Here is an 18593-nt window from a genome sequence, read left to right as displayed (position 1 = left end):
AGAACTTCCATGCCCGCCCCCCGCTTTATCCATTGCTGCATTGCAGGCGCTGTTCTGCTGCAGGGCTGTGCCACGACCAGCAACCCAGTACAACATCTGCGGGTGCAGCCGCACTACCAGGTCAATCATTCGACCAACGAAACCGCCGAGGCCTACTACCAGCTGGCCCGCATCCACCAGGGGCAGGGCAATCTGGACCTGGCCCTGGCAGGCTACACGTACGCCATTGCCCGCGACCCGGGCCACGTCGAAGCGCGCAGCGCGGCTGCCGCCATCCACGCGCGTCAGGGGCGGCTGGAGCAGGCACGCGCCATGATGCTGGAAGTGGTAACGCAATATCCTGCCCTGTCGCAAGCGCATAACAATCTGGGTTACATCGAATACCTACGGGGTGACCATGCATCGGCCGTGGCGCAGATGCGCCAGGCTGTCGCGCTGGATGGTGGCAATGAGCGGGCGCGCAACAACCTGCGTCTGGCCGAGGCGGCAATGGCACACGCAACGCCGCCGCAGCTTGCGCAGGCAGTGCCGGAGCCGGAATCTGCGCCGGCCCCTGCACCAGAACCGGCGCCCGGCCGCATGGCGCTGGTGCAGGTGATTCCGCAGGTGTATGAGCTGAAGTTGGCATCATCCACAACAGCCACCGCGGTCAATCCAGTGGTAGCGGCGACCTTGACTGCGCGCGTGGAAGTGTCAAATGGCGCCGGTACGCCGGGTCTGGCGCGGCGCGTCGGTGCGCTGCTGGGCAAGCAGGGCGTACAGGTGGCGCGCCTGACCAACCAGCGCCCCTTCGGCCAGCAGAGCACGCGCATCGTGTTCCGTCCCGAACTTGCGGCGCAGGCGCAAGCGCTGCGTAAATTGATTGACGGGCCAGTGGAGATGGCACCGTCGGTGCAACTGGCTGGCGCCAGCGAACTGCGCGTGGTATTGGGACGCGACACGCAGCACGCACTGGCGCTGCGCGATGCTGCGCCAGTGACGACCGAGGTCGCGCTGCGCTAGGCATGGGAAGCGGCTATGCTGATTCCCATGAACCCCGTCAATCCCAAAAAACTGCTGCTGTCGAAATGGACCGCCGTCACGCCCGCCAACAAGGAAAAGCACTTTGTGGTGACCGCCTTGATCGAACCTGAAACCGAAGGCGGCGCCACCGAGCTGGTGGAATTGCAGGCCGTGCACAGCGGGCGCGTCCAGCACATTGCCTGGCGCGACCTGCGTGATGGCGCCGTGTGGCGCCAGGGCTGGACTTAACGCGCGTCGAGCGCGCTGCGAATGCCGGCCACAAAGGTGCGCACGGCTTGCACTACCTGCTCCTTTGGCGTGGCTTCGATTTCCTGGATGATGCGGCTGCCGATCACGACTGCATCGGCCACTTCAGCCACTGCCTTCGCGGTGGCCGCATCACGAATGCCAAAGCCCACGCCGACCGGCAGCTTGACGTGCTCGCGAATTGCGGCCAGACGGCGTGCCACGTCGGCAGTGTCGATATTGCCGGCGCCTGTCACACCCTTGAGCGAGACGTAGTAGCTAAAGCCGCTGCCGAAGCGGGCCACCTGGGCGATCCGTTCCGGCGTCGAGGTTGGCGCCAGCAGGAAAATCAGATCGAGCTCGCTGGCGCGCATGGCGGCGGCGAACTGCTCGCATTCTTCGGGTGGATAGTCGACCACGATGGCGCCGTCGGCGCCGGCCGCTTTCGAGGCCGCGATGAAGGCGTCCGTGCCCATCCGCTCAATCGGATTGGCGTACCCCATCAGCACCACCGGCGTGGTCTGATTCGTCAGGCGGAACTGGCGCACGTACTCCAGCACATCCTTGGTGCCGATGTTGAATTTGAGTGCGCGCTCGCAGGCGCGCTGGATGACCGGGCCTTCGGCCATCGGATCGGAAAACGGCACGCCCAGTTCCAGGACGTCGGCGCCGCCCTCGACCAGGGCGTGCATCAGCGGGACGGTCATTTCGGGACCAGGGTCGCCCGCGGTAATGAAGGTGACCAGGCCGGTCTTGTTTTGCGCCTTGAGCGCGGCAAAGGTTGGTGCGATACGGGACATGGAATTCTTTCTTATATTGGAGGAAGCGGCAAACCACACATCGCACTCGCGAAGGCGGGTGCCCATGGCACGCAAGATATTCAGCTAAAGCATGCGTGGAATAGGGCTGGCGCATGCGCCAGCGCCTCCGCGAGTGCGATGTCAGCTGAAGTCGAGCCCCATCCGCTCTGCCACGGTGTGCATGTCCTTGTCGCCCCGGCCCGACAGGTTAACCAGAATCATCTGATCCTGCGGCAGCGTGGCTGCCAGCTTGGCCGCATACGCCAATGCGTGCGACGACTCCAGCGCGGGGATGATACCTTCGATATGGCAGCAGTCATGGAACGCCGCCAGCGCTTCCTCGTCCGTCACGGACACATACTGCGCCCGTCCCAGGTCCTTGAGCCATGCATGTTCCGGTCCCACGCCCGGATAATCCAGACCGGCCGACACCGAATGCGTTTCGATGATCTGCCCGTTCTCGTCCTGCAGCAGATAGGTGCGGTTGCCATGCAACACACCCGGCACGCCCGCCGTCAGCGAGGCTGAATGCTTGCCCGTATCGAGCCCTTCACCAGCTGCTTCCACGCCGATCAGCTTGACGTTCTTCTCGTCGATATAAGGATAGAAAATCCCCATCGCATTCGAGCCGCCGCCGATACATGCCATCACATAGTCCGGCTGGCGCCCGATCATCTCAGGCATCTGCACCAGGCACTCCTCGCCAATGACGGACTGGAAGTCACGCACCATCATCGGGTATGGATGCGGCCCGGCCACGGTGCCAATGATGTAAAAGGTGTTTTCAATGTTGGTGACCCAGTCGCGCATGGCTTCATTGAGCGCGTCCTTGAGCGTCTTGGAGCCCGACTCCACCGGCACCACGGTCGCGCCCAGCAGCTTCATGCGGTACACGTTCTGGGCCTGGCGCTTGACGTCTTCGCTGCCCATGTAGACCACGCACTCCAGCCCGAAACGGGCGCAGATGGTGGCGGTGGCCACGCCGTGCTGGCCGGCGCCGGTTTCGGCGATGATGCGCGGCTTGCCCATGCGGCGCGCCAGCAAGGCCTGGCCGATCACGTTGTTGATCTTGTGCGCGCCCGTGTGATTGAGGTCTTCGCGCTTGAAGAAAATCTGCGCCCCGCCCTGCTGCTGCGACCAGCGCTTGGCATGATAGATGGGCGATGGACGGCCGACGAAGTGCTTCAGTTCGTAGCGGAATTCGTCCAGAAATTCCGGGTCGTTGCTGTAGCGCGCGTAGGCTTCGTTCAGTTCCGCCAGGGCGTGGCTGAGCGTTTCGGCGACGAAAGAGCCGCCGTAGGGGCCAAAGTGGCCACTGGCGTCGGGCAGTTGATAGTCAGGCGTCTGGAACAGGGGGGCGGCCGGAGCGCGCGATGGTGCTGCTGTCATGGGAATTCTCGCTTTCAATGGTGGTATCGGCTGCCCGCACCGCGGCCACGAAGGCGGCGATCTTACGGGCGTCCTTGATCCCCTTGGCGGCTTCGACACCACTGCTGATGTCGACCGCGTAGGGGCGTACGTGCACCACCGCGTCAGTCGCGTTTTGTACGCTCAAGCCACCACTTAAAACGACCCGAGGCGCGAGTTCTTTTGGAATGAGAGACCAATCGAAAACCTTTCCAGCACCGCCGTAGGCGTCCACATAAGTATCGAGCAACAAACCCGCATACAAGGGACTGGCGGAACGGTATTGATCTTCATATTCTAGCAAATCAGCCGCGCTTGTGTCGGGCTTGACCCGAAATACCCGCAGAAACGGCCGGCCCACGGCAGCCGCGATGGCGGCGCACGCTTCCGGAGTCTCATCACCATGAAACTGGAGTTGCGCAAACGGTGCCACGGCCGCCACTGCCCTCACCTCTTCCACGCTCGCATTCACGAACAGCGCCACCGTGCTGACAAACGGCGGCACCGCTGCCATCAGCGCGCCGGCCTGGGCTAGCGTTACATAACGCGGGCTGGGCGGATAGAACACGAAGCCAAGCGCATCGGCGCCATGGGCCACAGCGGCAGCGACGTCCTCGGGACGGGTCAGGCCGCAAATTTTGATACGGGTGCGTTGCATGCTTAGAACCAGGGTAGCGGGCTGGTCGCGTCCTGCGGCAGTCCCCACTTGGGATCGTAATCGATTTTGGCCAGGTACAGGCCGTCGGGCATGAAAGTGGGGGCCGCGTCATTGCGGTCGCGCCCGGCCAGCACTTCGCCCAGCCAGGCCGGCGTGTGGCGGCCCTGACCCACGTAGATGAGCGAGCCGATCAGGTTGCGCACCATGTGGTGCAAAAAGGCGCTGGCGCGCAAGGTGAAGACAATCGCTTCACCGCGCCGCTCGATGCGCACTTCGTGCATCTGCTTGATGGGGGTTTTGGCCTGGCACTGCGAGGAGCGGAAGGCGGAAAAATCGTGGGTGCCAATCAGGCAGCGGGCCGCTTCGGCCATGCGCTCGACATCGAGCGGACGAAAGGTCCAGCCAGCGCGCCCGACCAGCAAGGGCGAGCGCACAGGATTGTTGTACAGCACGTAGTGATAGGTGCGCGCGAAGGCGGCAAAGCGGGCGTGAAATTCCTGGCCAGGCAGCTCGGGAATGGTGCTGGCCCAGCGCACAGCAATCGAATCAGGGAGAAAGGCGTTCACGCCCCTGACCCAGGATTGCATCTCGCGGGTCAGTTCGGTGTCGAAATGGACTACCTGCTCCAGCGCATGGACACCGGTATCGGTGCGCCCTGCGCAGGTGGTGGCCAGCCCGGTCCTCGCGAACTTCTCAAGCGCGATTTCGAGCTGGTCCTGCACGGTATGTCTGTCTGGCTGCTTCTGGTACCCATTCCAGGCGGTACCGTCGTACTGGACCCCAAGTGCTATCCGGTTCAATGTGGATCCAATACGACTTGCTTCTTAGGCCAGCTTGGCGCGCATGGCGTTGGCTTTACCAACCTGTTCGCTGCTACCGCCCTTGATGACTTCGTCGAGCAGTTCGCGTGCACCTTCTTTGTCGCCAATTTCCTGGTAAGCAATCGCCAGGTCCAGCTTGGTTTCCATTTCCATGTGCGCAGCCGACTGCTCGCCGCCGATATCCATCACGACGGTGTTGTCAAAGCCTGGCAAGGCCGTTTCAGCCGTGTCCGTCGCTGGCAGGTCGAGATCGATGCTCGACATGTCGAACGATGGTGCCGCTGGCGGCGTGGCCGATGCAGGCAGATCGAAGTTCATGCTGCCGATATCGAGCGCAGGCGATGCTGCCGGTGCCTGCACTGGCGATTGCGGAATATCGAAGGCTGCAGCCAGGTCACCCATGCCGGACAGATCGTTCTTGCCACTGTCGGCAAATTCAGCCGAGAAGTCAGTCGCTGGGACGTCATCCTTGGTGCCAGGAATGGCAGGGGCATCAAAGTCCATATTGAAGCCCATGTCCATTGGCGCGTCGGCCTTGGCCGGTGCAGCCGCTGGCGTCACCACGCCAGGCATGGCGAAGTCCAGGTCCGGTGCGTGCGACGCTGCCGCTGGTGCGGCTGGCGCTGGCGCATCGAAGGACAGGCCGCCCAGATCGAAATCGAGGTCTTCCACTGGTTTGGCTGCAGCCGGCGCGGCGGCAGCAGCAACGGACGCTGCAGCAACGACGGCTTCAGGCTTTCCCAGGTTCACCGACTCCGCCTGCGCTTGGGCTGGGATCACGGTCGATGGTCCAGCATTGGCAGCGCTGGCGTACAGCGGATTGTTTGGATCGATCGCCATACCGAGCGTGGCAGCTTGCACCCACTCGTCGCCCTGGCCCTTGGTCATGCTGTACAGGTCGCTCGCCTGGGTTTCGAAGTTACGCAGGTCCTTGCGGGCAGCGTAGATTTCGAGCAGTTTCAGGCGAACCGGGTAGCGTTCCGGATGGGTACGCAGCGCTTCCTTGAGGATTTCCTCAGCCTGCGCATCGCGGCCGTAAGCAATGTACACGTCGGCTTCAGCAACCGGATCGACTTCGTTGGTGTCGAGCTGGCTGGCCGATGGGGCAAAGCTGGAGTTGAACACGCTGTTGCTGGTGTCCACGCTCTGGCCACCGGTTTCGGCGAACAGCGAGTGCGCCTGGTCGGTTGGCGCACCCAGGATCGATGGCTCGCTCGGCGAATGCCCATCGTCGTCGCGGCGGTTTTTCATGAACAGGAAACCACCAATGGCGACAGCCACGGCCACCAGTGCGCCGATGATCAGCATGATGTTATCCATCAGCATGTCAACGATACCTGGCTCGGCTTCCACCACTTTTTTCTTCGGCAGTGGCGGCTTGACAGCTGGCTTGACCACTGGCGCTGGCGCCACCTCGGCAGCTGGCGCAGGCACATTTGCGTCTGGCGTTGTCACTGGCGGGGTTGCCGCTGGTGGCGTCACCGCCGGCGCTGGTGCACTGGCTGCTGGCGTGACCACGGCTGGCGGCGGCGTGACGGCCGGCGCTGGCACTGGGGTTGGGGTCGGCGCTGGCTTGACGGCAGCCGCTGGCGGCGTGACCGGTGCAGGCACTGGCTTGGCCGGCGTTTTGGCAGCAGCCGCAGCGGCGGCATCGGCAGCCGCTTTGTTCTTGATGACCATCAGCTTTTCCAGCTCGCTGACGTTGCGCTCGAGTTCCTTGACGCGGGCATTGGCTTCGGCCAGTGCGCGTTCCTTGGCGATGCGGTCTTCCGCGCCAGCCTTGCCTTCGGTGTTGGCCTTGGACAGTTTGAGCTGGTCTTTCGACTCGTTGACCGCATTGCGGCGCTCTTCGACCTTGCTGGTGATCTTGCCGCCAGTGCTGGTGCTCGCTTCTGGCGCCTTGTCCGGCGAGGACGAGGCAACCTGACCGGCCAGCTTGTTGCGGTAGGCGTTGAAGTCGGCCGAATGGGCCACCACCACGCCGCGCGCTTCGCTGGCACCGGTGGCCTTGACGGCTGCGGCGTCCGGCACGGACAGAATCTGGCCCGACTTCAGGCGGTTCATGTTGTTGCCGTTGAAGGCGTCCGGATTGGCGCGGTACAGCGCCACCAGCATCATGTCGAGCGAGACTTCAGCTGGCTTGAGCTTGGCAGCAATCTTGCCCAGCGTATCGCCTTTTTCGACCTTGTAGTCGCCATCGGCTTCGGTACGGGCTGGTTTCGACGGCGCGCTTGCTTTCGAAGGCGCTTCGTCGGTACTGGCGCTTGCTGCTGGCGCCGGCGCTGGACGCGTGGCCTTGCCTTTGCCCTTGCCTTGCGACAGAACATCGACCGGTGCCGTCACTTGCGCCGACTGGGTGCTGCGCATTTCGGCCGGATCAAGCAGGAAGGTGTACTCACGAACCAGGCGGCCGCCGTTCCAGTTCAGCTCGAGCAGCATGTCGACGAACGGTTCGTTGACCGGGTTGGGCGAGGTAATCTTGATGAACTGGCGCGCGCCGCGCTTCTCGACCGTGAAGCGCAGGGTCAGCAGCGCTGGATTGAATTCGATGTTGGCCTGTCGGAAGGCATCATTCGGCGCCAGTTTGGCTGTCAGCGCGCTGGCTTCCTCGGCGCTGACCGAAGTCAGTTCGATTTCGGCATTGAGCGGCTGCCCGAGCGAGGACAGGACCGTCAGTTTACCGAGGCCTGCTGCGTACGCCGTTGACGACAGCAACACTGCACTGGCAATCGCGCCGGACAGGGTTTTCAACGCGAACGAAGTGATCTTTGAGCGAGTGTTTAAACGCATATTTGGGGGTATTATGAGTTGACTGGGGAGAAAGCTGGTTTCCCGGAGGTCTCAACATATCATCATGCTCTAGAGCATGCAAGCTTTTGGATGATAAGTAAGCCCTAAGTCCCTGTAAACGCGCAATTTGCTGCAATCTTTTGCACAGATGCAGCAACACTTTTGGCGGAAGGGGGTGTGCAGTGCCGAAAGCGGCACTGCACATTTTGACAACTTACTTGTCAAGGATAATACGAAGCATGCGGCGAAGTGGTTCCGCCGCGCCCCACAACAATTGGTCGCCCACGGTGAACGCGGACAGGTACTCGCCGCCCATCGACATTTTACGCAAACGGCCCACCGGAATGGTCAGGCTGCCGGTCACGGCGGCAGGCGACAGATCGGTCATCGACGCTTCGCGCGTGTTCGGCACCACCTTCACCCACTGGTTGTTGGAGGCGATGATGTCGTTGATTTCATCGAGCGGCAAGTCCTTTTTCAGCTTGATGGTCAGCGCCTGGGAGTGGCAGCGCATGGCGCCAATGCGCACGCACAGGCCATCGACCGGGATTTCCTTGCTGCCAAAGGCGGCGCCCAGGCCCAGGATCTTGTTGGTCTCGGCGCCAGCCTTCCACTCTTCCTTCGACTGGCCATTGCCCAGATCCTTGTCGATCCAGGGAATCAGGTTGCCGGCCAGGGGCACGCCAAACTGCTTGGTTTCGTCGCTCGACAAGCCGTGCTGGGTGGCCAGCACGGTACGGTCGATCTCGAGGATGGCGGCAGACGGGTTGTCCAGCAGCGCCTTGACCGACTGGTTGATGGTGCCGAACTGGGTCAGCAGCTCGCGCATGTGCTGGGCGCCGCCGCCGGAGGCCGCCTGGTAGGTCATGGAGCTCATCCAGTCGACCAGATTGTGCTGGAACAGGCCGCCCAGGCCCATCAGCATGCAGGACACGGTGCAGTTGCCGCCGATGTAATTTTTCACGCCGCGGGTCATGGCATTCTTGATCACGTCGAGATTGACCGGGTCGAGCACGATGACGGCGTCGTCATTCATGCGCAGGGTCGAGGCAGCGTCGATCCAGTAGCCGTTCCAGCCAGCGGCGCGCAGCTTGGGGAAGACCTCGGTGGTGTAGTCGCCGCCCTGGCAGGAAATAATGATCTCGCATTTCGACAGCTCGGTAATGTCGGTCGCGTCTTTCAGGGTGGTTTCGTTTTTCGCCATCGCCGGGGCTTTACCGCCCGCGTTCGAGGTGGTGAAGAACACCGGTTCGATATGGGCGAAATCGCCCTCGTCCTGCATGCGCTGCATCAAGACCGAACCTACCATACCGCGCCAACCTACCAGGCCTACTAATTTCATCATGCTCTTTCAGTGAGAGTTGAAAATACGCTGGCGACCCGATTCGCCAGCGCTGCTGCTATATATATCCACTACGTCGCCCTCGCGAAGGCGGGGGCCCATAGCATGCTGAACGAATTCGGCAGCGTGGAATAGGTCCCCGCCTCCGCGAGGACGATGTCAATTGAGAGCGCGGACCACGGCGCTGCCCATCTCTTCGGTACTGACCTTGGTCGTCCCCGCTTCGTAAATATCCGGCGTGCGCAGACCCTGCGCCAGCACCTTCTTCACCGCGTTCTCGATCCGGTCGGCCTGCTCCGCCTTGTTCAGCGAAAAACGCAGCATCATCGCCGCCGACAGAATGGTCGCCAGCGGATTGGCAATGCCCTTGCCCGCGATATCGGGCGCCGAACCGTGCGAAGGCTCGTACAAGCCCTTGTTATTGGCGTCCAGCGAAGCCGAAGGCAGCATGCCGATCGAACCGGTCAGCATGGCAGCGCAGTCGGACAGGATATCGCCGAACATATTGCCAGTGACGATGACGTCGAATTTTTTCGGCGCCCGCACGAGCTGCATGGCCGCGTTATCGACATACATGTGTTCCAGTTCGACGTCCTGGTATTCCTGGTGCACGTCGGTGACGATATCGCGCCAGAACTGGAACGTCTCAAGCACATTGGCCTTGTCCACACTGGTGACGCGCTTGTCACGCTTGCGCGCGGCCTGGAACGCCACGTGGGCAATGCGGCGGATTTCGGTCTCGGCATAGCGCATGGTGTCGAAGCCTTCGCGCTCGCCCTTGAACGGGCCGTCCGGGCACTCGCGCACGCCGCGCGGCTTGCCAAAGTAAATGTCACCGGTCAGTTCGCGGATGATCAGAATATCCAGGCCCGACACCACCTCCGGCTTGAGCGTCGAAGCGCCTGCCAGTTCCGGATACAGGATGGCCGGGCGCAGATTGGCAAACAGTGACAGTTCCTTGCGCAAGCCCAGAATGGCTTGCTCGGGCCGCAGCGCGCGTTCGAGTTTGTCGTACTGGTAGTCGCCCACCGCGCCAAACAGCACCGCGTCGGCTGCCTTGGCCAGCGCCAGTGTGGCTGGCGGCAGCGGGTGGCCGTGGGCCGCGTAGCCAGCCCCGCCCACCTCGGCGCGTTCGAGTTCAAACGGTTCGCCCAACGCTTCCAGCACGCGCACCGCCTGGGTCATGATTTCGGGGCCGATGCCGTCACCGGGCAAAATTGCAATTTTCATGTGCTGCCTTCTTAAATGACGTTGGCCAGCCAGGGCTGGGCGGCGAGATGGCGCTCTTCGAAAGCGCGGATCTCGTCTGCGTGGCGCAGGGTCAGGCCGATATCGTCCAGGCCATTCAACAGGCAGTATTTGCGGAACGGGTCAATCTGGAATTCGTAGGCCAGGCTGCCGCTGGCAGTGGCAATGCGCTGCTGCTCCAGGTCGACCACGAGCTTGAAGCCGGGGAAGGCCTTCACTTCATTGAACAGATGCTCGATCTGCGCCTCGGACAGGACGATGGGCAGCAGGCCGCTCTTGTAGCAGTTATTGAAGAAGATGTCGGCAAAGCTGGGGGCGATGATCGCGCGGAAGCCATACTGGTCCAGCGCCCAGGGCGCATGTTCGCGCGAGGAGCCGCAGCCAAAATTTTTGCGGGTCAGCAGAATCGACGCGCCCTGATAGCGCGGCTGATTGAGCACGAAATCGGGATTGAGCGGGCGGCCGCTATTGTCCTTGCCCGGCTCGCCGTGATCGAGATAGCGCCACTCGTCGAACAGGTTCGGACCGAAACCGGTGCGGTGGATCGACTTGAGAAACTGCTTCGGAATGATGGCGTCGGTGTCGACATTGGCACGGTCGAGCGGTGCCACCAATCCTTCGTATATCGTGAATTTTTCCATGGTCCCAGGCGCGGACCACAGGCCCGCGCGCGTTGCGTTATTTTTTAGCGGCGCCTTCCATCTTCGAGCCGACTTTTTCAATATCCTTGCCAAAACCGGCAACGGTATTGCAGCCAACTAGCATGACGGCGATGATGGTCAGGGCGAACAGTTTTTTCATGATTGTCTCTATGGGTAATAGGATTGATCAGCGCAGTGCGCGTACATCGACGAAGTGGCCGGTGATACCAGCCGCTGCCGCCATGGCGGGCGACACCAGGTGGGTGCGTCCGCCCTGCCCCTGCCGGCCCTCGAAATTGCGATTCGAGGTGGAGGCGCAGCGCTCGCCCGGCTCGAGCCGGTCGGCGTTCATTGCAAGGCACATCGAGCAGCCTGGCTCGCGCCACTCGAAGCCTGCATCCTTGAAGATTTTGTCCAGGCCTTCGCGCTCGGCCTGATCCTTGACCAGCCCGGAACCAGGCACCACCAGCGCCAGGCGCACGTTCGATGCCCGATGCTTGCCGCGCACCACGGCGGCGGCAGCGCGCAAATCTTCGATGCGCGAATTGGTGCACGAGCCGATGAAGACTTTGTCGATGCGGATGTCGGCGATGGGCGTGTTCGGCTTGAGGTTCATGTAGACCAGCGCCTTTTCCATGGCGTCGCGCCGTACCGCGTCTTTTTCCTGATCGGGATCGGGCACCCGGCCATCGATCGAGACCACCATCTCAGGCGAGGTGCCCCAGGTGACCTGGGGCCGGATTTCAGCTGCATTGAGCGTGACCACCAGGTCGAACTGCGCGCCAGCATCGGAATGCAAGGTGCGCCAGTAGTCGACCGCGCGCTCCCAGTGCGGACCGGCCGGCGAATACGGACGGCCCTTGACGTAGTTGATGGTGGTGTCGTCCACGCCGACCATGCCGGCGCGGGCGCCCGCTTCGATCGCCATGTTACAGATCGTCATGCGCCCTTCCATCGACAGCGCGCGGATGGTGGAGCCGCCAAATTCAATGGCGTAACCGGTGCCGCCAGCGGTGCCGATCTTGCCGATCACGGCCAGCACGATATCCTTGGCCGTCACGCCGGCCGGCAGCGCGCCGTCGACCTGCACCAGCATGGATTTGGATTTTTTGGCCAGCAGGGTCTGGGTGGCCAGCACGTGTTCGACTTCCGAGGTGCCGATGCCATGCGCCAGACAGCCGAACGCGCCGTGGGTGGAAGTGTGCGAGTCGCCGCACACGACCGTCATGCCGGGCAGGGTCGCGCCCTGCTCGGGTCCGATCACGTGCACGATGCCCTGGCGCTTGTCGTTCATGCTGAAATAGGTCAGGCCGTAGCTCTTGGCGTTGGCGTCGAGCGTTTCGACCTGCAGCCGCGAGGTGGGGTCGGCAATGCCGCCCTTGCGGTCAGTGGTGGGCACGTTGTGGTCGGCCACGGCCAGGTTGGCCGAGGTGCGCCACAGTTTGCGGCCGGCCGCGCGCAGGCCGTCGAAGGCCTGCGGGCTGGTCACTTCATGGACCAGGTGACGGTCGATGTACAGCACCGTGGTGCCATCGTCGTCGGCGCGCACAACGTGCGATTCCCAAAGTTTGTCGTAAAGCGTTTTTAGCATGATAAATGGTGTCAAACCGCTGCATGAATCGAGTACCGCATTTGATTATGCCATATTTGTGCACTGCGGAAGCGGCTGCACCAAGTTGATACTTTTATGCTTTTTGATACGCTTTTGCTGCGCTTTATTCCACCTTTGTATCAGGTGCCGCTTCCGACGGTGGCGGGCTGATCTGGAACGATTCCAGCACTTGCGCCACGTGCAGGTCGGTCACTTCGCCAGGGTGGGCGGTGACCATGACCACCACCCCGGTCGAGCCGACCAGGGTCACGCGGCCGGTGCGTACTTTGTCGGTCGGCAGCAGGACCTTGATTTCGCGTCCGGCCTGACCATTGGCAAACACAATGTCGCGCTTGCCCATCAGTGTGCCTTCGGTGCCAATCACCACGCCTTCCAGCGAGTTGAGCATCTGTTCACGGTCGCCCATGCGCTTGTAGTCGAAGGTTTGCACACCGTAGATGCGCTCGCTGGAGAACAGGCGATACTGGTGCATCGTGAAGGTGGCGGCGCGCGCGCGCATCATGGGCGGCACCGGCATTTCTTCCGGCGGACGCGGCAGGCTGACCACAAAGCCCTGGTCCGGCGGCGACCATGGTTTGATGAACGGCAAAATCCGCGGGGGCGGCGCGGCTGGGCCGGCAATGGCGCCTGGATCCGGCCTTGCAGCAAACTGCGCAAACAGGGCCGCGCCCGAGATCACCGACGCGACCAGGCTACCAAACTGCAACAGACAGCAAATGCCTGCCACCACCAGCACCCAGCGTGGATTGGGTCCCGGCGCCGAGCCGTATTGGTTGCTGTCCGGATTACCTGGCCAGATATACGTGAGCACCAGCGAAGTCAGGCCGACCAGCAGGACAAAGGCAACCAGCAGGGATGGCTGGCGCAGCGCCACCAGGACCGCCGCAAGCGGAATCAGTGGCAGCAGCCATTTGCCGCTCAAATTCACGTCATGCAGGCGCAGCACCGCGACACGCACACTGAACCACAGCGCCAGCACCACGCCAACGAGCGCCAGAATGCCGCCCGCCATCCGGCTGCCCGGCATGATCAATGCGGCAGCAACGCCCGTCAGTGCGGCCACCACCGTCGCCGGCAGGGCGTAAGCGATGGCGCGCAGGCGGCCGATGCGGCCCTGCAGCGAGAAGCCGAACACTCCGGCAGTCTCGTCGGCGCCAGCACTGGCGTCGACATCATCGTCGGCATGGCCTGGCGCCTGGTACGGGTCGGGCGCGCTGGCTTTGAAACTGATCCGGCTGAGCAGCCACTTGAAGACAGGACGCATCTGCTCGAACTCTGCTTCGGGCGCCTTGATGGCGACAGTCGCGAGCGTGCCCTCGACCCGGACACAGGCAACCAGATAACGGCTGGCCATGACCTCGCCGGGGAAGGTGCCGCAAAATTCAGTTGCATTGCCCTCGATGCGGCCGCGCCAGTCGTCGCCATCGAGCGCATAAGTTGCCCCGTCCAGAGCCAGGAAACGCATCTCCTGGCGCACCAGCGACAGACGCAAATCGCGCCACTGGTCCAGCGACATGCCAGGACGATGGAAGCCCGAAATCTCGACATGGAAGGCCGCGCCAGGGCCGGTAAACATCACGCTGTTGCCGCTGCGGCTTTCCTGCCAGTCGCCAGGCACGAACAGGTCAAGCCCCAGGTCGGCCAGACTGACCGGACGTGCCTTCAGTGCTGCCACATCGAGCACGGCATGCGCGTGGCGCACAGGCGCGGGAACGGGGGCAGGCATCGGGACCGGTGCGGGAGCTGCCGGCGCCGGTGCTGGTGCTGGTGCTGGTGCTGGTGCTGGTGCTGGTGCTGGTGCTGGTGCTGGTGCTGGTGCTGGTGCTGGTGCTGGTGCTGGTGCTGGTGCCGGTGCTGGTGCGGGCGCGGGTGCTGGCGCTGGTGCTGGTGCGGGCGCCGGTGCGGCCGGTGCCGGCGCGGGCGTGCCTGCCTGCGCCTTCGCAGCGGCCATCTTGGCCTGTGACGCTTCGATCCCCTTGCGCAGCCACAGCACGCGATCAGGGGGAATGGTAAAGGGCCGCTCGGCCAGTGCGATCACGATTTCGGCGTCATGCGGGAGCATGCGCACCACATCGGCGCCATACAACTGGGCCAGTGCGAGCTTGCCGGCTTCGAGCCGCTCGCCCACTTCGGCAATATGCACCCGCGCGCCGCCATGCGGAATCGGCTCGGTATGCAGTCGGAATTTGCTGGGATCACCGCCAGGAAGCGGCACGACAGGCACAAAAAAACGCGTGACAACAAACTTCTTCCAGGCCGCGTTGTAGGATCCATCTACCTGGGCCGCAGCCAAAACCTGCTCGAACGTATCCGACGACATAAAACAAAACTTCCGATCAATGTGAGTTTTTTACAAAAACGAAAAGCATGGTGCCACGTATTAACATACGTGACAACACGAAACTTGAACATTATCGAATAAGAATTGCCCATCAGGAAGGGCGAACCGGCGTTCGCACCTTCCTGCGTCGCTGGCGCGAGCTTATTTCAGCTGGAAACTCTGGAACACCTGGTCGGCGTGGGCGCCGGTCGCCGCATCGTCCGGCCCGGCAATCATGAGCACCACCAGCATCCCGCTGTGATACACCAGACGGGCCAGCCGGATCGAGCCGTCGGCGCGCTTGACCCGCACTTCACGCCCGTTCACGCCGTTATTAAAGAGGAAGGCCTTGGTACCCTCCACCTTGCCATCGCCCCCCATCACCGACTGCTCGGCGCGGTTCATCAAGGCATAGCTGTCACGCGGGGCCGGGCCGAAGTCCAGCGACTGGATCAGATACTGGCGGCCGGCCTGCTCCAGATAAAACTGCTGCACCTGGACGCCGCCGTTTTGCTGGTTCATCCATGGCGAGCTGGGCACCGGTGTGGGCACACCAGGCAGGTCGACCACGAACTTTTGTCCAGGACCGGCAAAGGGGGTGAGCTTGCTCCCCTGCGCGGCGGCCGTGTCGGTGCGCGACTTGAGCATGCTCGCCATTTTGACGTTGGCATAGATCCCGAACAGCTGGAACAGCACAAACACGGCGGCGCCAATCTGCACCAGCTGGGTATTCGGTCCCGGCGGTGGCCCATAGTCGTTCTGGCCCCGCGTGCCAGGCACGAAGTAGTAAATCACAAACACGAACAGCCAGAATGCCAACGAGGCGATACCGAGCAACACCGGGCTGTGCAGGGCGCCCGCCAGGCCGCTCAGCGCCAAGAACAGCAAGACCCATTTGCCGCTGCGATTGACGTCATGCAAACGCAAAATCATTAATCGCAGGCTAAACCACAGCAACAGGATGACGCCCGTGATGGCCATGATCGCGCCCAGCACCATGGCTTTCGGCATGACCACGGCTGCGCCAATGGCCAGGGCTGCGGACGGTATGACTGTCGGAACCGAGTAAGCCAGTGCCCGCAGGCGGCCGATGCGGCCATGCAAGTTAAAGCCAAACAGCGCTGGCGTGTCGGTCACGCCGTCATCCATGTCGCGTTCGCTGGCGGCAGCGGCAGCAGCAGCGCGGCGTGCCGCCAGATCCTCCTTGCTGAGAACGCTAACGCTGCCAATCAGCCATTGCACCAGGGAGCGCTGCTGTGCAAACACCTCGGCGGTGGCGCGCACCGCCAGGGAGACGACCGTCCCTTCCCGATGGATACAGGCCAGCAGGTAGCGGCCCGGCACGGTTTCACCCGGAAACGTGCCTGCAAACTCGACCATTTTGCCTGACAGACCGGGCTGCCATTGCACGCCTTCGATCGGCTGCACGGGCCCGCTTTGCTTGAGAAAGCGCATTTCCTGACCCAGTTGCTCGACGCGCATGCTCACCCATTGATCAAGCGACAAATCAGGCTGCTGCATCCCCCGCACTTCGACCCGCATGCCGCTGTCGCGGTCGTGCAAATGCAGCACTTTGGCAATGCGCTCTTCACGCCAGGCGCCCGGGACCGAAAATTCCAGGCCAAGGTCGGCCAGACCCAGCTTGCGCGGGCGCAGTGCTGCAATCTCGTTCGCTGGCAGGGAACCACGCTGGGCGGACGGCTTGGCGGCATCCGGCGCGGCGCTGGCAAATACGGTGGCAATGCCTGGTGCGCCAGACGATGGCGGCGTGGCAGCAGCGCCGGGCACCTTGGCTGCGGCGCGTGCCTGCGCCACGCGCAAGCCTTCACGTAGCCAGGCAATGCGATCACTTGGAATCGGATAGGCGTGGGTGGCCAGCGCCACTTGAATGGCGCCGTCCGGCGGCAGCATGGCGATCACTTCGGCGCCGTTGAGCCACAACACGGCGTCGCCTTGCGTGATCCGTTCCCGCACTTCGGAAATCTGGACGGTGTTGTCACCGGCGGCGCTACCGGGCGTCATCACCAGGGTGATTTTTTTGGGATCAAAGTCTGGCGAATGTTTGATCGGCAGATAAAACCGGGTGTGAACGAACTTTTTCCAGGCCACGTTCATCGAACCGCCCGCGAGCGCGGCGGCTAAAACTTGCTCAAAAGATTCCGACGACATGACACACTTTCAATAACGCATTAGCAAATAGAAATTTCATTTGCCATAGTGCCATGTATTAGCGGAAGTCACAATGTGCTGGAGGCAATATGTAAAGACACAACAGTCGCGCCAATCTTTCCGGAAAGATAGTTGAACCTCAGTAATTTGCGTTATGATCAACATTTTTCCCGACCCCATTTCCGCATGAAGCCCACGTTGTACCAGGCACTCGGCATTGCACCCGATGCCACCGAGGCCGAGATTGGCGAAGCGTACCAGCGCTGTCAGGCGGCCCAGGCCGCCGGCGAATACGACCGCAACGCCCAGATCATTCTGAAGGAAGCGTTCGCGGTGCTGTCCAACCCGACCAAGCGCGCGCATTACGATCAGTCGCTCAAGGCGCCGCGCGCGAGCGCGCCGGAGGCCCCCTATCATGAGAGCGAACGCGCTGCCTTCGATTGGCGCCATGGTGCGGCCATTGCACTGGCCGCCGGCGTGCTCTCGGGCTGGTGGTTCAGCCGGCCGAAGGCCCCGGCCGCCGCACGCGCGGTGCCCACCGTGGCAGCGGTCGCACCCGAGGCCATGCCGGTGCTGATGCCCGCGCCGATGCAGCAGTCGCAGCCGCTTGAAGCCCCGGCCCCGCTGGCAGGCGCTGCGGGTGATCTGAACAGCGAAGATCTGTTTGCCAAACTGGCGCCATCGATTGTGCGCATCAATGTCAGCGCCGCTGGCGGACAGCAAGTGGGCATCGGCAGCGGCGTGGTGATTGGCCCGGGCAAGATCATTACCAACTGCCACGTGGCCCAGGCCGGACCCGGCTTGCAAGTGCGTTCCGGTGACGCCAACTATGACGCCACCCTCAGCCTGGCTGACCAGGAACACGATTTATGCAGACTGGACGTGCCGTCGCTGCGCGCCGAAGGCGTTGCCATCGGCAGCGCGCGCGATATCCGCACTGGCCAGAAAGTGGTGGCGATGGGGGCACCCAAAGGGCTGGACCTGACCATCAGCGAGGGCATTGTCTCCTCGCTGCGTCAGGTCGATGACGGCACCCTGATCCAGACCACCGCGCCGGTGTCGCCTGGCTCCAGCGGCGGCGGCCTGTTCGACATGCACGGGCGGCTGGTCGGCATCGTCACATTCCAGATGACCTCAGGGCAAAATCTGAACTTCGCCGCGCCGGCCGACTGGATCGAAAAAATGCGCAGCACCAAGGGCAACGGCATCATTGGCAAGCTGACCGCGCGCCGCGATCCGGGCAAGGACGACTCGCCCACCGGGCACCTGCCCGGCAGCTGGAGCTGCCACGACACGATCCGCGGCTCGGCCTTCGACATCGAATTCGATGCCGGCGGCATGGTGGAAATCCGCAAGCAGAAAATGGTGCAGCAGGGCCGCTGGCGCCTGGCTGGACGGCGCATTGAGATCATGGGCCAGAGCGGCCCGGCTTTCACGGTCGAGTACCTGAGCCAGGAAAAGCTGATCCTCAATTTTGAAGCGGGCTGGCGCGCTACCTGCGAGCGCGCCTAGCAGCAGGCCGTCGGCGCACGCCGAC

At 62.7% G+C, this 18593-nt stretch carries 15 protein-coding genes; 3 read left to right on the top strand and 12 right to left on the bottom strand.

The features are described 5' to 3' along the window. Positions 1 to 9: 9 nt before the first annotated feature. Together BUC24_RS03775 and BUC24_RS03770 are read left to right on the top strand one after the other, a co-directional pair. Positions 10 to 1002 (top strand): LytR C-terminal domain-containing protein, encoded by a 993-nt coding sequence (locus BUC24_RS03775; protein ID WP_073212781.1) that lies wholly within the window; start codon positions 10 to 12, stop codon positions 1000 to 1002. A gap of 15 nt (positions 1003 to 1017) precedes the next feature. Then, on the top strand, positions 1018 to 1251 hold the full coding sequence (locus BUC24_RS03770; protein WP_307188459.1) for a TIGR02450 family Trp-rich protein: 234 nt from the start codon (positions 1018 to 1020) through the stop codon (positions 1249 to 1251). Here BUC24_RS03770 and trpA read toward each other — a convergent pair. The 12 genes from trpA to BUC24_RS03700 all read right to left on the bottom strand — a co-directional run bounded on the left by trpA (position 1248) and on the right by BUC24_RS03700 (position 17056). Continuing rightward, on the bottom strand, positions 1248 to 2048 hold the full coding sequence (gene trpA, locus BUC24_RS03765; RefSeq protein WP_073212780.1) for a tryptophan synthase subunit alpha: 801 nt from the start codon (positions 2046 to 2048) through the stop codon (positions 1248 to 1250). The two genes, BUC24_RS03770 and trpA, sit on opposite strands and share 4 nt — an antisense overlap. A gap of 141 nt (positions 2049 to 2189) precedes the next feature. After that, a complete protein-coding gene (gene trpB / locus BUC24_RS03760; RefSeq protein WP_073212779.1) occupies positions 2190 to 3437 on the bottom strand; it encodes a tryptophan synthase subunit beta in 1248 nt (415 codons plus the stop codon). After that, entirely contained in the window at positions 3385 to 4113 is a 729-nt protein-coding gene (locus BUC24_RS03755; protein ID WP_073212778.1) for a phosphoribosylanthranilate isomerase, read from the bottom strand. The genes trpB and BUC24_RS03755 overlap by 53 nt, the downstream gene beginning before the upstream one ends. A gap of 2 nt (positions 4114 to 4115) precedes the next feature. Further along, positions 4116 to 4913, bottom strand: coding sequence for a tRNA pseudouridine(38-40) synthase TruA (gene truA, locus BUC24_RS03750; RefSeq protein ID WP_073212777.1), 798 nt, complete (start codon positions 4911 to 4913; stop codon positions 4116 to 4118). Between the two features lie 24 nt (positions 4914 to 4937). Beyond that, the gene (locus BUC24_RS03745) at positions 4938 to 7685 is read right to left on the bottom strand and encodes a motility hub landmark protein FimV (protein WP_307188458.1); all 2748 of its coding nucleotides are present in this window, start codon (positions 7683 to 7685) and stop codon (positions 4938 to 4940) included. A 253-nt stretch (positions 7686 to 7938) separates the two neighbouring features. Then, a complete protein-coding gene (gene asd, locus BUC24_RS03740) occupies positions 7939 to 9066 on the bottom strand; it encodes an aspartate-semialdehyde dehydrogenase (protein ID WP_073214749.1) in 1128 nt (375 codons plus the stop codon). Between the two features lie 159 nt (positions 9067 to 9225). Beyond that, positions 9226 to 10296, bottom strand: coding sequence for a 3-isopropylmalate dehydrogenase (leuB, locus tag BUC24_RS03735; RefSeq protein WP_073212775.1), 1071 nt, complete (start codon positions 10294 to 10296; stop codon positions 9226 to 9228). 11 nt (positions 10297 to 10307) lie between these two features. Further along, the gene (leuD, locus tag BUC24_RS03730; protein WP_073212774.1) at positions 10308 to 10955 is read right to left on the bottom strand and encodes a 3-isopropylmalate dehydratase small subunit; all 648 of its coding nucleotides are present in this window, start codon (positions 10953 to 10955) and stop codon (positions 10308 to 10310) included. A gap of 37 nt (positions 10956 to 10992) precedes the next feature. After that, positions 10993 to 11115, bottom strand: coding sequence for an entericidin A/B family lipoprotein (locus tag BUC24_RS03725; RefSeq protein WP_073212773.1), 123 nt, complete (start codon positions 11113 to 11115; stop codon positions 10993 to 10995). A gap of 27 nt (positions 11116 to 11142) precedes the next feature. Beyond that, on the bottom strand, positions 11143 to 12546 hold the full coding sequence (gene leuC / locus BUC24_RS03720) for a 3-isopropylmalate dehydratase large subunit (RefSeq protein ID WP_073212772.1): 1404 nt from the start codon (positions 12544 to 12546) through the stop codon (positions 11143 to 11145). Between the two features lie 124 nt (positions 12547 to 12670). Beyond that, positions 12671 to 14887 carry a DUF805 domain-containing protein gene (locus BUC24_RS26845; protein WP_178372472.1) on the bottom strand — a complete coding sequence of 739 codons (2217 nt, stop codon included), beginning with the start codon at positions 14885 to 14887 and terminating at the stop codon, positions 12671 to 12673. Between the two features lie 162 nt (positions 14888 to 15049). Then, positions 15050 to 17056 (bottom strand): DUF805 domain-containing protein, encoded by a 2007-nt coding sequence (locus BUC24_RS03700; protein ID WP_073212769.1) that lies wholly within the window; start codon positions 17054 to 17056, stop codon positions 15050 to 15052. A 186-nt stretch (positions 17057 to 17242) separates the two neighbouring features. On the opposite strand from BUC24_RS03700, the gene BUC24_RS03695 reads away from it, so the two are divergent. Next, positions 17243 to 18568 (top strand): trypsin-like peptidase domain-containing protein, encoded by a 1326-nt coding sequence (locus BUC24_RS03695; RefSeq protein WP_073212768.1) that lies wholly within the window; start codon positions 17243 to 17245, stop codon positions 18566 to 18568. Positions 18569 to 18593 lie beyond the last annotated feature (25 nt).

This window comes from Massilia sp. CF038 (assembly GCF_900129765.1).
In the GTDB taxonomy this organism is placed as follows: Bacteria; Pseudomonadota; Gammaproteobacteria; order Burkholderiales; family Burkholderiaceae_D; genus Telluria_A.
Note: the sequence above shows the minus strand (reverse complement) of the source record. Positions and strands in the feature narration are given on the sequence as shown.

Bases quoted from the DNA above. Each gene is read 5' to 3' on its own strand.
- BUC24_RS03695 (WP_073212768.1), top strand. From the start codon at position 17,243: ATGAAGCCCACGTTGTACCAGGCACTCGGCATTGCACCCGATGCCACC.
- BUC24_RS26845 (WP_178372472.1), bottom strand. From the start codon at position 14,887: ATGTCGTCGGATACGTTCGAGCAGGTTTTGGCTGCGGCCCAGGTAGAT.
- BUC24_RS03770 (WP_307188459.1), top strand. From the start codon at position 1,018: ATGCTGATTCCCATGAACCCCGTCAATCCCAAAAAACTGCTGCTGTCG.
- BUC24_RS03700 (WP_073212769.1), bottom strand. From the start codon at position 17,056: ATGTCGTCGGAATCTTTTGAGCAAGTTTTAGCCGCCGCGCTCGCGGGC.
- leuD (WP_073212774.1), bottom strand. From the start codon at position 10,955: ATGGAAAAATTCACGATATACGAAGGATTGGTGGCACCGCTCGACCGT.
- BUC24_RS03755 (WP_073212778.1), bottom strand. From the start codon at position 4,113: ATGCAACGCACCCGTATCAAAATTTGCGGCCTGACCCGTCCCGAGGAC.
- BUC24_RS03725 (WP_073212773.1), bottom strand. From the start codon at position 11,115: ATGAAAAAACTGTTCGCCCTGACCATCATCGCCGTCATGCTAGTTGGC.
- leuB (WP_073212775.1), bottom strand. From the start codon at position 10,296: ATGAAAATTGCAATTTTGCCCGGTGACGGCATCGGCCCCGAAATCATG.
- BUC24_RS03775 (WP_073212781.1), top strand. From the start codon at position 10: ATGCCCGCCCCCCGCTTTATCCATTGCTGCATTGCAGGCGCTGTTCTG.
- trpB (WP_073212779.1), bottom strand. From the start codon at position 3,437: ATGACAGCAGCACCATCGCGCGCTCCGGCCGCCCCCCTGTTCCAGACG.
- asd (WP_073214749.1), bottom strand. From the start codon at position 9,066: ATGAAATTAGTAGGCCTGGTAGGTTGGCGCGGTATGGTAGGTTCGGTC.
- trpA (WP_073212780.1), bottom strand. From the start codon at position 2,048: ATGTCCCGTATCGCACCAACCTTTGCCGCGCTCAAGGCGCAAAACAAG.
- leuC (WP_073212772.1), bottom strand. From the start codon at position 12,546: ATGCTAAAAACGCTTTACGACAAACTTTGGGAATCGCACGTTGTGCGC.